The sequence below is a fragment of the Phycisphaerae bacterium genome (genome assembly GCA_041652575.1).
Classification (GTDB): Bacteria; Planctomycetota; Phycisphaerae; order Sedimentisphaerales; family UBA12454; genus UBA12454.
The window spans coordinates 127,191-141,691 of sequence record JBAZHC010000007.1 but is presented as its reverse complement, the minus strand read 5'-3'; the positions used below and the strand labels follow the sequence as shown (position 1 = coordinate 141,691).

Genomic DNA, 14,501 nt, shown 5'->3' with positions numbered 1-14,501 from the left:
AAATAATTATGGGCATTAGAATATATAAACCTACGTCAAACGGACGACGAAATCAGTCGGTGAACGATTATGCAGAACTGACGGCCGAACGTCCGCAGAAGAGTCTCTGTGTAAGAATAAAGAAATACGGCGGCAAAAACAATCAGGGCGTAACAACCTGTCGTTTTCGTGGCGGCGGCGCAAGAAAGCTTTACAGAATTATCGATTTCAAGCGCAACAAAGACAATATGCCCGCGACAGTAGAGACGGTGGAATATGATCCGAACAGAAATTGTTTTATTTCTCTCGTATCTTATGATGACGGTGAAAAACGATATATTCTTTCTCCGCAGGGGTTGATGGTCGGCCAGAAGATAGAGAGCGGCCAGGTAGTTGAACCACAGGTCGGCAATACTATGCCACTCGGTTCGATACCTGTCGGAGTTGAAATTCATAATATAGAGATGACAGCGGGCCAGGGCGGCAAACTCGTAAGAGGCGCCGGTCTTTCAGCGAGACTGATGGCCAGAGAAGGCGCCTGGGCCACAGTGATTTTGCCCAGCGGCGAAATGAGAATGTTACGGGTTGAGTGCCGAGCGACAATAGGCACATTGAGCAATCCCGATTATCAGAATATAAAGATTGGTAAAGCAGGCAGATGGCGTCATACAGGCCGTCGGCCGCACGTTCGCGGCAAAGCCCAGAACCCAGTCGCTCATCCGATGGGCGGCGGCGAAGGCAGAGCCAACGGCGGAAGACATCCGTGTTCTCCGACAGGTCTTCTTGCCAAGGGCGGCAAGACGCGAAGCCCGCGTAAAACAAGCAACAGAAGAATTGTCCGCAGAAGAAAAACCAATCGCGGCGTACAATTAGTAATATAAGTAAATTAAATTGAATTTGAGGCAATAGGCAATAATGGGACGATCGCTTAAAAAAGGGCCGTATGTAGATGCGAAGCTTTTGCAGAAGGTTGTGAAGCAGATTCAGATGGGCAATAAAGAGCCTATCAAAACCTGGTCACGACGAAGCACAGTTGTTCCGGAATTTGTCGGTTATACCTTTCTTGTTCATAACGGCAAGATGTTTCATAAGGTTTTTATTACAGAAGAAATGGTCGGGCATAAGCTTGGCGAATTTTCATTGACACGTACGTTCAAGGGACATTCGGGCAGTAAAGCGGTAGCCAAAGAATAGGACGAAGCGATGTTAAGCGCAAAAAAGCTTGATAAAATTATTAAATCGACAGGTATAAGCGTAGCGGAGCTGGCAGAGAAGATGGTACGGCCCGGACTGGATAAAGCAAAGGCAATAAGCGCTTTGAAAAATTGGCGCAAAGGATTGCTTAGGCCGATTCCGAGAACAGCGGACGTGGAAGCCATATCAAAGGCGCTCGGCGTCGAAGCTGTAAAGATATCCGAATGGCATTGCTCGGTAAAATACGCTCCTACTTCGCCGCGAAAAGCCGGACTTGTTACGCAGTTGATTTCAGGCAGAAATGCACAGGAAGCGCTCGATTTGCTCAAGTTCACCCATAAACGGGCAGCAGCGATGATTGAAAAGGCGCTGAAAAGCGCGGTAGCGAATGCAGATGAAAACTCGGCAGATGTCGAGAGTCTTTATGTTTGTCTTGCTCGTGTTGACGGAGCAGGCCTGAGAGTCGGCACAAAGAGATGGATAGCCAAGGACAGAGGCAGGGCTCATCGAATCAGGAAAATGGCCAGTCACATTCATGTTGCTGTGACTGAGAAGTAGATATAGAACTCGTTAAACGGCTGCGTTTGACGTAAAAAATGTACGAAAGGAATATATGGGTCAAAAAGTACAGCCAATAGGTTTCAGGACCGGCATAAGATTGCCGTGGCAGAGCACCTGGTTTGCACCTAAGGCTAACTATGGCCAGATGCTGGTAGAAGATCAGCGTATTCGTAATTATATCGATAAGAAATTCAACAAGCAGCCGCCTTTTGCAGCGGTGTCTAAAGTTGAGATAGCAAGAACTCGAAATGAAGTGAAAGTTACGCTTCATACGGCCAGACCTGGAATGGTGATAGGACCTCGCGGAGCTGAAGTTGACAAACTCAGGCACGACCTTGAGGAATTGATTGACAGGCAGGTTACGGTCAATGTTATGGAAATAAGAGAACCATCGCTCGATGCGAAACTGACCGGCGAAGCAGTAGCCGAACAGATGAAGAAAAGGGTCTCTTTCCGTAAAGCGATGAAACAGCAGTGCGAGCTTGCGATGCAGGCTGGCGCAAAGGGAGTAAAGATTATCTGTTCCGGACGACTCGGCGGCGCTGAAATGGCCCGTAAGGAAACACAGATGGAAGGCAGTATTCCGCTGCATACAATTGACGCAGATGTTGATTATGCTTCAGTTGGCGCGGTAACGACTTACGGAGTTATCGGAATTAAGGTATGGATTTATAAAGGTAAATACGGCAGCAGCCACGAAGAACAGGACCAAGGCGTTAAAAAGACGCTTCATAGGCCGCGGTCAACGAGAAGGATGTCGAGACAGGCAGGAACTCCATCAGGCGGTCAGGCCGGTTCAAGCCAGCCGCAGGCGGCGGCCCCTGTAACAGAAACTGCCCCGGCACCAGAGATTAAAAAAACTGAAGCATAACAAACTATAGAGTAAGGAAATATACATGGCACTTATGCCAAAAAGAGTGAAGTATCGTAAAAGCCAGCGCGGCCGAATGAAAGGCAAAGCGACGAGAATGAATTACGTTGCTTTTGGCGAATACGGACTGCAGGCACTGGAATTGAGCTGGATAACCGGAAGGCAGATTGAAGCGGGCAGAGTTGCCGCATCTCACTTTTTGCACAGGTCCGGCAAAGTTTATATAAGAATATTCCCGAGCAAATCCATAACCAAGAAGCCTCTGGAAACAAGAATGGGAAAAGGCAAAGCGGAAGTAGAACAATGGGTTGCCTGTGTAAAGCCGGGAACGGTAATGTTTGAAATCGGCGGTATCGCCGAAGATATTGCCAAGCGTGCACTGGCACGAGTGGCACATAAAATGCCGATTAAGTGCAGATTAGTTACCAGAAGGCATTCAGTTTAAGGTGTAATGATGAAGGCATCAGAGATAAGAGAAATGAGACCGGACGAAAGACAGAGCGAGCTGGAAAAGCTCGAAAAGGATCTGTTCAATCTCCGCACAAGGGCTGAAACAGAAAAGCTCGAGAATACTCAGTTACTGCAGAATATGAGGCGAGATATCGCCAGGTTCAAAACAATTATGAAACAGAGCCAGTTGAAGGGCTGATGTAAATGGAAGGCCAAAGAAAACAAAGAAGAACAGTTCGCGGAGTTGTTATCAGCCGCAGCGGCGATAAAAGCATCAGGATTGAACTGAAATACAGGGTCAAGCATCCTGTATATGGAAAGTTTATCAGGAAGAGTACCAAGCTTGGTGTTCATGATGAAAAAAATCTGGCCGGTATCGGTGATCTGGTTGAGGTTACCGAGTGCAGGCCGATGAGCAAGACCAAGAGCTGGCGTCTGGTACAGATAGTGCAAAAGGCACAAGAGCAAGTTTAACTTTTTCGGTATTAAAGGATAGAGCGTTGATTCAACAGAGAACAATGATTGATATTGCTGATAATTCCGGCGCCAAACGGGCACAGTGTGTTCTGGTACCCGGCCGCAGCGCTTCTCGGCTTGGCAAGTTCACGCGCTGTACCGCGTCGATAGGCGACATTATTTGCGTGGCGTTAAAAAAGTCTCTGCCGACTTGTCAGCTTGACAGGAAGAAAGTTTACAGATGCGTGATAATTCGCACAAAGAGACAGATTCGCCGGCCTGACGGCAGTTATGTAAAATTCGATAATAACGCGGCAGTGATTATAGACGCCGACGGCAATCCGGTAGGAACAAGAATATTCGGCGCCGTAGCAAGAGAATTGAGAGAAAAGAATTTTATGAAAATTGTTTCTCTCGCCAGTGAGGTCGTCTAAATGGCAAGACATATTAAAAAAGGCGATATGGTGGAAGTGGTTGCCGGAGCTCATAAGGGAACGACCGGCAAAGTAATGCGTGTTATGCCTTCGAAAAGCAGGGTTATTGTTGAGGGCGTTAACAGGCGTTATAAACACGTAAAGCCTTCGAGAAAATATCCGCAGGGAGGCAGGATTCAGATTGAACAGTCGTTGCATATAAGCAATATTCTTCCGCTGAATCCGAAGACTTCCAAGGGCACAAGAGTGAAGTTTACGACTGACAGTAAGGGCGTTAAAAAAAGAGTTGCCGTAGATGGCGCTGAAATTGGTATTTTGAGAAAGGCTTGACCGGACAGGTTGTCCGCTAAATTAGAAAGTTTTGCATATGGCAAGGTTGAGAGACTTATATAAATCGAAAGTAATCCCGTCACTGCGGGAAAAATACGGCTACAAAAGCTTCATGGCAGTGCCGAGAATGACAAAGATTATTATCGCTATGGGCGTAGGCAAGGCGACGCAGGACAAGAAATTTCTTGAAAGCGCTTTGCAGGATTTGACGCTGATAGCAGGCCAGAAACCTCTTGTCTGCAAGGCCAAGAAGAGCGTTTCTAATTTCAAGGTAAGAGAAGGTGAGTCGACGGGACTCAAGGTTACGCTTCGCGGCATGCGGATGTATGAATTTATGGACAGGCTGATTAACCTTGCGATACCGCGAGTAAAAGACTTTCGCGGACTTAATCCGAACAGTTTTGACGGCCGCGGCAATTATTCGATGGGTATGAGCGAGCAGACCGTGTTCCCTGAGATTGATTCGGCGAAAGTGGAAAATGTTCAGGGAATGCATATAACGTTTGTAACGACAGCCAAAACGAACGACGAAGCAAAAGAAATGCTGAAACTGTTTGGCATGCCATTCAGGGAGAGTATTTAATGACGACAAAAGCTCTTGTAAATAAAAGTAATAAGAAACCGAAGTTTAAAACGAGGGCTTATACCCGCTGTCAACTTTGCGGCAGAGCCAGAGCGGTTTATAAGAAATTCAAAATTTGCAGATTGTGTCTCAGAAAATTAGCGTCTGAAGGCAAGATACCAGGCCTTAAGAAAGCAAGCTGGTAAGTAAATAAACAAGTTAATAAACGAAATTCAGGTTTGATACAGGAATTGTCAAATGCACAGTGATCCGATAGCGGATATGCTTACGAGAATACGAAACGCCGGCAAGGCTGGACATAGTCATGTTATGATTAAAATGTCCAAGATAGCCCGGGGTCTGGCTCAGGTTCTGCAGAACGAAGGTTATATAACAGGCTTCGACAAGATTGACGATGCCTGCAAACAAGGCCTTTTGCGGATAGAGCTTAAATACGCAGAGGACGGATCGCCTGCGATAAGTGAAATCAAAAGGATAAGCAAGACCGGAAGAAGAGTTTATCTTCCAGTTGACAAACTGCCTTGTGTTCTGAACGGTATGGGCATAGTAATTATGTCAACGAACAAGGGCATTATGACTGACGGACAATGCCGCAAGGAAAACGTAAGCGGCGAAATACTTTGTACGGTGAGCTGATGAGTAGAATCGGAAAAAAAGCAATTAATATACCGTCTGGCGTGAAGATTGAAATGGCCGGCCGAACCGTCAAGGTTAGTGGCCCCAAAGGCAGTCTTGAGATAACGCGTCATCCGCAAATCAGTGTCAAGCTCGATGGCGACGGTAAAAAAATTATAGTTGAAAATACCCGTCCTGAAGGCCGGCTGGAAAGAGCGATGTACGGTACGACCAGGGCGCTGCTGAACAATATGGTAACAGGCGTCAGCAAGGGTTTTGAAAAGAAAATGGAAATATACGGGACAGGCTATAATGTAAAAGAGCAGGCCGGCAATCTGGTTTTGACGGTTGGCTTTGCGAATCCTGCCCAGGTGAAAATACCCAAAACTGTCAAGGTTGTAATAGAGGTACCTGCGACAAAGGGAAATGATACGCCGGCGAAGTTTACTATTACAAGTTACGAAAAGCGTGACCTTGGACAGTTTGCCGCCGATGTCAGAAAAGTACGGCCTCCTGAGCCTTATCAGGGCAAGGGAATACGTTATTCCGGTGAGCATATACGCAGGAAGGCCGGCAAGGCCTTTGCCAGCGGTGCAGCATAATCTGGTTCTGTTTTTTATAATGAGATTTGTTTATGCAGATTGATAGAATACAAAAGTCAAGAATAAGAAGGAAACTTCGAGTCCACAAGAAAGTGCTCGGTACACAGGAAAGACCTCGTCTGAGTGTTTTTCGCTCGAATCGACACATCTATGCACAGATTATAGATGATGTAGCGTCTGTTACGCTTGCATCGGCCGGTACCAGGAGCGGAACGGTTCCTGACAGCCTGAAAAAGACAGGCAATATCGCGGCGGCAAAGATTGTCGGCTCTGAGATTGCAAAACAGGCAATGCAGGTTGGAATCAAATGTGTAAAGTTTGATAGAAATCGGTATCGTTATCATGGCAGAATCAAGGCGCTTGCTGAAGCGGCCAGAGAAGCAGGGCTCGTTTTTTAGTAAGCAAAATTTGGAGATATCGAATTGGCAGAAGAGTTAAAAATATCGAATAGTCCGGACAGCCCTATTGAGGATACGGTAATAAAGGTTTTCCGTTGTGCCAAGGTGGTTAAGGGCGGCAGACGGTTCAGTTTCGCAGCGATGGTAGCTGTGGGCGACCGTACCGGAAGGGTTGGAATCGGTTATGGCAAGGCAAAAGAAGTGCCTATGGCCGTTGATAAAGCTGTAAAAGATGCTCGCAAGAGTATGTACAGAGTTACGCTGAACGGTCAAACCATACCGCATCAGATTATGGGTAAGTTCGGCGCGACAAAAATAACGTTAATACCTGCAAGCCCTGGAACAGGAGTTATTGCCGGTGCCGGAGCCAGAGCGGTACTGGAACTTGCCGGCGTTCACGATGTGCTGACGAAAGTCTACGGCAGTACGACTACAAAGAATGTTGTTAAAGCTACATTAGACGGTTTATTGAAACTTCGCGACCCACAGTCGATAGGGCAGGTTCGCGGAGTTGCTGTCGAACCGGTGAAAAGGTGGTGATGAAGTTATGCTAAGTCATGAAATAACTTCAATAGCAGGCGGTAAAAAACGTCGAAAGAGAATTGCTCGAGGCATCGGCTCAGGTCATGGCAAGACCAGCGGCAGAGGCCACAAAGGCAGTCTAAGCAGAGCAGGCGCCAAACGCAAGCTCGGCTATGAAGGCGGCTCAATGCCTCTGTTCAGAAGGCTTCCGAAGCGCGGTTTCAGCAATTTTAATTTTGCCTGCAGATATGAAGTAGTAAACGTATCGCAACTTGACAGATTCGATGATGGTTCTGTGATTGATGCCAAAATGCTTTTCAATGCGGGACTTGTCGACAGTATCACAAGCAGGGTTAAAGTCCTCGGAGACGGCGAGCTTACAAAGAAACTGCAGGTAATCGCTCATAAATACAGCAAGGCCGCCCATGACAAGATATTGAGCTGCGGCGGAGAAGCTAAAATTGTGGCGTAATAAATTGACAAGGAAGACAAATGTTTAGTGCTGCTGCGAGTATATTTAAGATTCCTGATTTGCGGAACAAGGTGTTGTTTACGATAGCGCTGCTGATAATTTACCGTGTCGGGTTTCATATTTCCATACCCGGCATAGATACGCTTCGATTAATAGGCGCTTCTCAGCAGCGGGACCAGGACAGCCCCATCAGCAGAGCGATGGAACATCTGCAGATGCTTAGCGGCGGTGAATTCCGAAAAAGCAGTTTGTTCGGTCTGGGCATTATGCCTTACATCACCGCTTCAATTATCCTTATGCTGCTGGGCGAAGTTATGCCCTCGCTTAAAAAGCTAAAGGAAGAAGGGCAAACAGGATATAAGAAGATACAGGAGTATACCCGGTACCTTACAGTGCCGATATGCCTTGTTCAGTCGATGATGATTGTGAAGATGATGCGGCCTTACGCGTATCCTGAACTCGGAGGTGCGACAATTGTTCTGGGCGTTGTCGGTATGACGACCGGAACGATATTTCTTATGTGGCTCGGTGAGCAGATTGACGAATACGGCATAGGAAACGGAATAAGTCTTTTGATTATGGCAGGTATCGTTGCGAGAATGCCCGGTACATTAGCCGGGGTATGGCAGAATACCTCGTTTACGGTAGGCGCCGGTACTGCAGCGGGAACTTATGGTCCCGGGAAAATTGTGTTTCTGATAGTAGCGTTCGTGTTTGTTGTCGCAGGGGCGATATTGATAACACAGGGACAAAGGCGAATACCGGTACAACAGGCCAAGCAGATGCGCGGTATGAAAATGTACGGCGGCCAAAGGCATTATCTGCCGCTGAGAATAAATCACGGCGGCGTTATGCCAATAATTTTTGCTTCGAGCTTGATGCAGTTTCCGCCGATAGTTTTCGGCCAGCTTTTGAGTATTCCGAAATTTGCCAACTCGGTAGTACTGGGAAATATAGCGATGTCGCTTCATCCCGGTGCTTATATATATAATGTTTTGTATATCGTTCTCATAGTTCTGTTTTCGTATTTCTGGACAACGGTACAGTTTCAGCCCAAGGAAATGGCCAAGAACCTCCGCAACTCCGGCAGTTTTATTCCCGGCCTTCGTCCCGGACACAGGACGGCCGAGTATCTGGAAACAGTAATGGCGAGAATTACATTTTACGGAGCTGCTTTTTTGGCGATTATAGCGGTTGTACCGACGGTCATCGCTCAGCTTCCGGGACTCGATATTGACTGGCAGGTAGCGTCTTTCTTCGGCGGTACAGGCCTGCTGATTGTTGTTAGTGTATCGCTCGATGTGGTGCAAAGAATAGAAGCCAACCTGATAATGCGAAATTATGACGGTTTCAGTTCAGGCGGCAGGATAAAGGGAGCGCGCGGATGGTAATAATCCTGCTTGGTCCGCCCGGAGCCGGAAAAGGCACACAGTGCAAGCGGATTGTGGAAAAGTACAGGCTGGTTCATTTGTCCAGCGGTGATATTTTGAGAAGCCAGCGAGCTTCTGGAACTGAGTTGGGTAAAAAGGCCGCGGATTTTATGGATTCGGGCCGGCTCGTTCCTGACAAGTTAATAATAGAAATGATGGGCATCGCGATAGAATCGGCAAAAGGCAATTGTGTTCTGGATGGTTTTCCGCGCACAGTCGTACAGGCGGCCGAACTCGATGAAGAGCTGACGCGAAAAGATAAAAAAATAGATGCTGTTGTGAATCTGGTTATTGACGACAGTATTTTGGAAAAACGCATAACCGGCAGACGGAGTTGTCCTGCCTGTGGTGCGGTTTATCATATAGATACGTTAAAGCCCAAAGTTGAGGGCGTTTGTGACAAATGCAGCGGACAAAAACTTGTTCAGCGGACAGATGATAAGCCGGAAGTTGTAAAGAAAAGACTGGAAACCTATCATCAGCAGACTGCTGCAGTGGTAGGTTATTATACTGACAAAGGCTGGGAAGTTTTTGATATAGATGCCGGCAGGTCGATTGGCGAGGTAACGGAATTGATATTTGCCGAGCTCGACAGTCTTGCATCGGTTTGACAGAGAAAATGGCTATAACGCTACGAAGTCGTAGAGAAGTAGAGCTTATAAGAAAAGCCGGCGCGGTTGTCGCCGATGTTCTTTTAAAATTAAAGCAGTCCGCGGTTGTTGGAATGAGTACCGCCGAATTGAATCGTATGGCTGAAGATATGACCGTAAGTGCCGGTGCCCTGGCTCTTTTTAAGGGCGTGAAAAATCCTTACGGCTATAAGGCCTTTCCTGCGGCAGTTTGTACTTCAATCAATGAACAGGTAGTTCATGGAATACCGTCGGACAAAGTGAAACTGCGGGATGGTGATATTCTCAGCGTCGATTTCGGTGCAAAGCTGGCAGGTTATTGCGGTGATGCCGCGATGACATTCGCGATAGGGACCATTGACCGGGAAAAGCAGCGACTTATGGATGTTACCGCTGAAATGCTCGATACGGCGGTTAAGTACAGCAGGCCGGGCGAAAAATGGAGCCAGATAGCAAGACGGATGCAGAATATCGCTAAGTCAGCAGGTTTTGCAGTGGTTACCGATTACGTAGGCCATGGAATAGGTACTCAGATGCATGAAGACCCGAAAGTTCCTAATTTTGTGAGCAGAGAACTTTTGAATCATGACATTGTTCTGCAGGAAGGAATGATTCTTGCCGTTGAGCCCATGGTTAATATGGGAACGAGTGAAGTGGTAACTTTAAATGACGGCTGGACGGTTGCCACACTGGACGGTAGGCCGTCGGCTCATTTTGAGCATACGATAGCTATAACAGAAAACGGCTGTGATGTGTTGACATCAAAATAAACAGCCATATGGGTATATGTCAAAAAAGGATGCGATAATAGTTGAGGGCAAAATTCTCGAAGCCCTGCCGAATGCAATGTTCAGGGTTGAACTGCAGAATGGACATGCGATTATAGCGCATGTTTCCGGCAAAATGAGAATGCATTTTATAAGAATACTTGCAGGCGATACTGTTACGATCGAGATGTCGCCTTACGATTTAACAAAAGGAAGAATAATTCTGCGACATTAGCAGAAAGGTGAGTTATGAAAGTAAGAAGTTCTGTAAAACGAATATGCGAGAATTGCAAAGTCATTCGTCGCAAGGGCGTTGTGCGGGTAATCTGTTCTGTAGACCCGCGCCACAAACAGAGACAAGGCTAAGGCTGTTTTTTTATTGGAGTACTGAATATGCCGCGTATAGTTGGTGTTGATATACCGAATGACAAAATAATATTGATTTCGCTGACGTATATCCATGGTATCGGGAAATATCTGGCGGGAAAGATACTTAACGAAGTCGGCGTAAAGCCGGACGTTCGCGCGAACAAGCTTACCGAAGATGAGGTCAGCAGAATCGCCCAGATAATCGACCGTGATCATCCGGTCGAAGGTCAGCTCAGAAGGCAGGTTTCTCAGGATATCGCCAGGCTCAAGGATATCGGCTGCTACCGCGGTATCAGGCATCGTAAAGGATTGCCTGTCAGAGGTCAGCAGACACAGAGTAACGCCCGTACGAGAAAAGGCAAGAGAAAGACTGTTGCCGGCAAGAAGGGTGTAAAAGAAATACGCACATAATAATATTTGAGGTATTTTTGTTAAATGGCTAAAGGAAAAATAAGAAGAAACGTTGCAAAGGCGATCGTTCATATTCAATCGACCTTTAATAACACGTTAATAACAATAACTGATACCGAGGGTGATACTATCTGCCGTGATTCGGCCGGGACTGTAGGCTTCAAAGGTTCGCGTAAAAGCACGCCTTTTGCCGCGCAAAGAGCCGCAGAGAAGTGCGCCAATGCCGCCAAGCGGTCCGGTGTTCGTGAAGTAGAAGTAAGAGTCAAAGGCCCCGGTTCTGGTCGTGAGTCGGCGGTATCGGCGATGCAGGCGGCCGGTTTGAGAATATCTTCAATTGAAGATGTTACTCCTATCCCTCACAATGGCTGTCGTCCGCCGAAAAGAAGAAGAGTTTAATGCTGAATAGATTTTGGAGCAGATAAAAATATGGGTCGTTATCTTGATTCATCCTGTAAGTTGTGCCGTCGCGAAGGTATGAAGCTGATGCTTAAGGGTATTCGCTGCGAAACCAGTAAATGCCCGATTGAAAAACGTCAGCGTAATGTCGCTCCCGGTATGCACGGCTGGCGCCGCGGCAGAGGCAGTGATTACGGTGTTCGTCTTCGTGAAAAACAGAAAGTTAAACGCTATTATGGTCTTGGCGAAACGCAGTTTATGCGGTACATCGAACAAGCTGAACATACCATAGGCAATACCGGCGAAATTCTGCTCGGTATGCTTGAGAGACGGCTGGATAATGTTGTTTATAAACTGAATTTTGCGCCATCGAGAAAGACCGCAAGACAGTTAATTGCACACGGACATATTCGTATCAATGGTAAAAAAGTCGATATTTCCGATTATGTGGTAAGTATCGGCGATAAGATAACAGTCAAGCAAAGTGAAAAAAGCAAAAAGAGAGTAAAGATGCAATTGGATACAAATCCGAACTTTACTGCACAAAGCTGGCTTCAGCTTGACCCGAAAGAGCCTTCAGCTACAGTTGTTGCACTGCCGACAAGGCAGGATGTTCAGTTGCCGATAGAAGAACAGCTCGTTATAGAGTTCTGTTCAAGATAATATTTTAAAATGAAATGATAACCGGGCAGGTTACAGATAGTGGTTTTTAAAGACAGAGGCCTCTGTCGAAATCGCTGAGAACATTTGCCCATTTTTAGGAGGCCAAAAATGAGAATAACCTGGAGAGGAATGGAACTTCCGACACGTGTTGAACTGGACAGCCAGATTTCAACAGACAATTATGGACTTTTTCGCGTTGAGCCTTTTGAACATGGATTCGGCACGACAATCGGCAACAGTCTAAGACGTGTTCTGCTTTCATCGCTTGAAGGCGCGGCGGTAACCAATGTAAAAGTAGCGGGCGCAGACCATGAGTTTGCTTCGCTGAATGGCGTTAAGGAGGATGCAACCGAGATTATCCTTAATGTTAAGAATATTGTTATCAGGAAGACCTGTCCTGAGAGGAAAGTTATTAAAGTCGTCGCAGACAAAGCAGGCGTTGTAACTGCAGGACAGATTCAGTGCGATCCTTCTGTTGAGATTATAAATAAAGACCTTGTCCTTGTGACACTGACCGAGAATGTAAAGTTCTCGATGGAAATGACAGTTGAAACCGGCCGCGGTTATTCGCCTGCCGGCGAAAGACTTGCCGAGTCGGACAGATTCGAACAGGAAGTCGGCAGAATTGAAATTGATGCCGTTTATTCACCTGTCGTACGAGTACGGTATAAAACTGAAGATACGAGAGTAGGACAAAAGACCAACTACGACCGGCTGATTCTTGAAATATGGACTGACGGCTCAATTACTCCTGAGATGGCTCTTGTCGAAGCAGGTAAAATACTCCGCAAGCATGTCAATCCGTTCGTACAGTACTTTGAAATCGGTGCCGAAACAGTTGAAGAGTCGCAGAGCAGCGAAGTAGAGGAAGAAAGTAAAGTAGATGAACAGCTTACCGAAAAGCTGAAGATGGCGATACAGGAGCTTGACTTAAGTGTTCGTGCAAGCAATTGCCTCGAGTCGAGCCATATTGATACAGTAGGGCAGTTGGCCAGGATGACAGAGGCGGATTTGCTGAAGCTTCGCAGTTTCGGCAAGACAAGCCTTCGTGAGATTGTCCGTAAACTTGCGGATATCGGGCTGTCACTCGGGATGACCGATATTGATTAAAATTAATTGATTTTTGAGGTATGAACTAATATGCGTCATAGAATTGCAGGCGGACAACTTAATCGAACCAGTGCACATAGAGTGGCATTGCGCAGGAATCTCGCTGCCTCCCTTTTTGAGCATGAAACCATAAGTACAACACTGCCCAAGGCAAAGCACGTCAGAAGTTTCGTTGAGAAGCTTATAACTCTTGCTAAGAAAGGCGACTTGATTTCCAGACGCCGTGCAATAGCACAGCTCGGTAATCGTGCTATTGTCGAAGAAGTTGACGGCGAGGTAAAGAAAAAAGGCACTATTATCGGTAAACTATTCAGCGAAATCGGCCCAAGATACCTTGACAGGACTGGCGGATATACGAGAATTATAAAACTGGCCAAAACCCGGCTGGGCGATAACAGCCCGCTTGTTCTGCTGCAACTGGTCGGCCAGGAAAGCCAGCCTGAAGCATCGGAAAAGGGCGGCAAAAAGAAAGCCTCTAAAAAGAAAACCGCGAAAAGCGCCAAGGCTGCAAAACCGAAAGATAAAGAGCAATAGAATAAGTATTGCCTAAGATAAACTAAGGCCGAAAGGCTGAAAATTTCTGATATGGATTGTATATTCTGCAAAATTGCCGCCGGTCAAATACCTTGTTCTAAAATATATGAGGATGAAAAGGTTTTGGCGTTTCTGGATATTGGGCCTGTAAGTGATGGCCATACCCTTGTAATACCAAAACAGCATTATACGAAGATACATGAATGTCCGCCGGAAGTTATGGCCGGTATTTCATCGGTTTTGCCAAAGGTTGCCGCTGCGGTTTTTGCCGCTTCAGAAGCGGATGGCTATAATGTTTTGTGCAATAACGGCAGGGCGGCAGGACAGCTTGTTGAACATTTGCATTTTCATGTGATACCGAGAAAAACCGGTGATGGCGTTTTTAACCATTGGCCGGCGTTTAAATATCCGCAAGGCAAAGCCGAAGAACTTGCTGAAAAGATTCGTGCCAAACTGTAATTGATTTATTTATTGCAGTCTGGTAGATTATAAAATGAAAATGATCGCGGGGTAGAGCAGTCTGGTAGCTCGTCGGGCTCATAACCCGGAGGTCGTAGGTTCGAATCCTGCCCCCGCTATTACATAAGTCACACAGGGACAGACAATTAGGTCTGTCCCATTTTTATGCGCTTATGGCGACTGTAGCAAAATTGTAGCAATAATTGAAGTGTAATTCAGTCGTCAGCCCTGATGGGGCAGGCCATGGTATAGTTTTGTATGGAGTT

Annotated in this window: 27 protein-coding genes and 1 tRNA gene; all 28 read left to right on the top strand. The window is 46.5% G+C overall.

The features are described from left to right. Positions 1-8 precede the first annotated feature (8 nt). The 28 genes from rplB to WC496_06935 all read left to right on the top strand — a co-directional run bounded on the left by rplB (position 9) and on the right by WC496_06935 (position 14,354). A complete protein-coding gene (rplB, locus tag WC496_07070) occupies positions 9-860 on the top strand; it encodes a 50S ribosomal protein L2 (protein MFA5292781.1) in 852 nt (283 codons plus the stop codon). A gap of 34 nt (positions 861-894) precedes the next feature. Then, a complete protein-coding gene (rpsS, locus tag WC496_07065; GenBank protein MFA5292780.1) occupies positions 895-1,173 on the top strand; it encodes a 30S ribosomal protein S19 in 279 nt (92 codons plus the stop codon). Between the two features lie 9 nt (positions 1,174-1,182). Beyond that, entirely contained in the window at positions 1,183-1,731 is a 549-nt protein-coding gene (gene rplV, locus WC496_07060; GenBank protein ID MFA5292779.1) for a 50S ribosomal protein L22, read from the top strand. 55 nt (positions 1,732-1,786) lie between these two features. Further along, positions 1,787-2,605: a 30S ribosomal protein S3 gene (gene rpsC / locus WC496_07055; GenBank protein ID MFA5292778.1), complete on the top strand. Its 819-nt coding sequence runs from the start codon at positions 1,787-1,789 to the stop codon at positions 2,603-2,605. A gap of 25 nt (positions 2,606-2,630) precedes the next feature. Then, positions 2,631-3,050 carry a 50S ribosomal protein L16 gene (gene rplP, locus WC496_07050; GenBank protein MFA5292777.1) on the top strand — a complete coding sequence of 140 codons (420 nt, stop codon included), beginning with the start codon at positions 2,631-2,633 and terminating at the stop codon, positions 3,048-3,050. A 6-nt stretch (positions 3,051-3,056) separates the two neighbouring features. After that, the gene (rpmC, locus tag WC496_07045) at positions 3,057-3,254 is read left to right on the top strand and encodes a 50S ribosomal protein L29 (protein MFA5292776.1); all 198 of its coding nucleotides are present in this window, start codon (positions 3,057-3,059) and stop codon (positions 3,252-3,254) included. 5 nt (positions 3,255-3,259) lie between these two features. Further along, the gene (gene rpsQ / locus WC496_07040; protein MFA5292775.1) at positions 3,260-3,529 is read left to right on the top strand and encodes a 30S ribosomal protein S17; all 270 of its coding nucleotides are present in this window, start codon (positions 3,260-3,262) and stop codon (positions 3,527-3,529) included. A gap of 26 nt (positions 3,530-3,555) precedes the next feature. Beyond that, positions 3,556-3,945 carry a 50S ribosomal protein L14 gene (rplN, locus tag WC496_07035; GenBank protein MFA5292774.1) on the top strand — a complete coding sequence of 130 codons (390 nt, stop codon included), beginning with the start codon at positions 3,556-3,558 and terminating at the stop codon, positions 3,943-3,945. Next, entirely contained in the window at positions 3,946-4,275 is a 330-nt protein-coding gene (rplX, locus tag WC496_07030) for a 50S ribosomal protein L24 (GenBank protein MFA5292773.1), read from the top strand. A gap of 37 nt (positions 4,276-4,312) precedes the next feature. Next, positions 4,313-4,858, top strand: coding sequence for a 50S ribosomal protein L5 (gene rplE / locus WC496_07025; protein MFA5292772.1), 546 nt, complete (start codon positions 4,313-4,315; stop codon positions 4,856-4,858). Beyond that, positions 4,858-5,043, top strand: coding sequence for a type Z 30S ribosomal protein S14 (locus tag WC496_07020; GenBank protein ID MFA5292771.1), 186 nt, complete (start codon positions 4,858-4,860; stop codon positions 5,041-5,043). Before rplE ends, WC496_07020 begins: the two co-directional genes overlap by 1 nt. A 52-nt stretch (positions 5,044-5,095) precedes the next feature. After that, positions 5,096-5,494, top strand: coding sequence for a 30S ribosomal protein S8 (rpsH, locus tag WC496_07015; GenBank protein ID MFA5292770.1), 399 nt, complete (start codon positions 5,096-5,098; stop codon positions 5,492-5,494). Further along, positions 5,494-6,075 carry a 50S ribosomal protein L6 gene (gene rplF, locus WC496_07010; GenBank protein ID MFA5292769.1) on the top strand — a complete coding sequence of 194 codons (582 nt, stop codon included), beginning with the start codon at positions 5,494-5,496 and terminating at the stop codon, positions 6,073-6,075. The genes rpsH and rplF overlap by 1 nt, the downstream gene beginning before the upstream one ends. Before the next feature lie 32 nt (positions 6,076-6,107). Beyond that, positions 6,108-6,473: a 50S ribosomal protein L18 gene (gene rplR / locus WC496_07005; protein ID MFA5292768.1), complete on the top strand. Its 366-nt coding sequence runs from the start codon at positions 6,108-6,110 to the stop codon at positions 6,471-6,473. Positions 6,474-6,497: 24 nt separating this feature from the next. After that, entirely contained in the window at positions 6,498-7,013 is a 516-nt protein-coding gene (gene rpsE / locus WC496_07000) for a 30S ribosomal protein S5 (protein MFA5292767.1), read from the top strand. Between the two features lie 7 nt (positions 7,014-7,020). Continuing rightward, on the top strand, positions 7,021-7,467 hold the full coding sequence (rplO, locus tag WC496_06995) for a 50S ribosomal protein L15 (GenBank protein MFA5292766.1): 447 nt from the start codon (positions 7,021-7,023) through the stop codon (positions 7,465-7,467). 20 nt (positions 7,468-7,487) lie between these two features. Next, positions 7,488-8,858, top strand: a complete 1,371-nt coding sequence (gene secY / locus WC496_06990; GenBank protein ID MFA5292765.1) for a preprotein translocase subunit SecY — start codon at positions 7,488-7,490, stop codon at positions 8,856-8,858. Beyond that, complete coding sequence (locus WC496_06985; GenBank protein ID MFA5292764.1) at positions 8,852-9,508, top strand: adenylate kinase; 657 nt, start codon at positions 8,852-8,854, stop codon at positions 9,506-9,508. Before secY ends, WC496_06985 begins: the two co-directional genes overlap by 7 nt. Positions 9,509-9,516: 8 nt before the next feature. Continuing rightward, the gene (gene map, locus WC496_06980; protein ID MFA5292763.1) at positions 9,517-10,296 is read left to right on the top strand and encodes a type I methionyl aminopeptidase; all 780 of its coding nucleotides are present in this window, start codon (positions 9,517-9,519) and stop codon (positions 10,294-10,296) included. Between the two features lie 16 nt (positions 10,297-10,312). Then, positions 10,313-10,528 (top strand): translation initiation factor IF-1, encoded by a 216-nt coding sequence (infA, locus tag WC496_06975; GenBank protein MFA5292762.1) that lies wholly within the window; start codon positions 10,313-10,315, stop codon positions 10,526-10,528. A gap of 14 nt (positions 10,529-10,542) precedes the next feature. Beyond that, a complete protein-coding gene (gene rpmJ, locus WC496_06970) occupies positions 10,543-10,659 on the top strand; it encodes a 50S ribosomal protein L36 (protein MFA5292761.1) in 117 nt (38 codons plus the stop codon). Between the two features lie 27 nt (positions 10,660-10,686). Beyond that, a complete protein-coding gene (rpsM, locus tag WC496_06965; protein ID MFA5292760.1) occupies positions 10,687-11,073 on the top strand; it encodes a 30S ribosomal protein S13 in 387 nt (128 codons plus the stop codon). Between the two features lie 24 nt (positions 11,074-11,097). Continuing rightward, positions 11,098-11,469: a 30S ribosomal protein S11 gene (gene rpsK, locus WC496_06960; protein MFA5292759.1), complete on the top strand. Its 372-nt coding sequence runs from the start codon at positions 11,098-11,100 to the stop codon at positions 11,467-11,469. A 30-nt stretch (positions 11,470-11,499) separates the two neighbouring features. Next, positions 11,500-12,132, top strand: a complete 633-nt coding sequence (gene rpsD / locus WC496_06955; GenBank protein MFA5292758.1) for a 30S ribosomal protein S4 — start codon at positions 11,500-11,502, stop codon at positions 12,130-12,132. 108 nt (positions 12,133-12,240) lie between these two features. After that, positions 12,241-13,242 carry a DNA-directed RNA polymerase subunit alpha gene (locus WC496_06950; GenBank protein MFA5292757.1) on the top strand — a complete coding sequence of 334 codons (1,002 nt, stop codon included), beginning with the start codon at positions 12,241-12,243 and terminating at the stop codon, positions 13,240-13,242. Positions 13,243-13,272: 30 nt separating this feature from the next. After that, on the top strand, positions 13,273-13,776 hold the full coding sequence (rplQ, locus tag WC496_06945) for a 50S ribosomal protein L17 (GenBank protein MFA5292756.1): 504 nt from the start codon (positions 13,273-13,275) through the stop codon (positions 13,774-13,776). A gap of 51 nt (positions 13,777-13,827) precedes the next feature. Beyond that, on the top strand, positions 13,828-14,235 hold the full coding sequence (locus tag WC496_06940; GenBank protein ID MFA5292755.1) for an HIT family protein: 408 nt from the start codon (positions 13,828-13,830) through the stop codon (positions 14,233-14,235). 45 nt (positions 14,236-14,280) lie between these two features. Further along, positions 14,281-14,354 (top strand) — tRNA-Met (locus tag WC496_06935). The last annotated feature ends 147 nt before the right edge of the window (positions 14,355-14,501 follow it).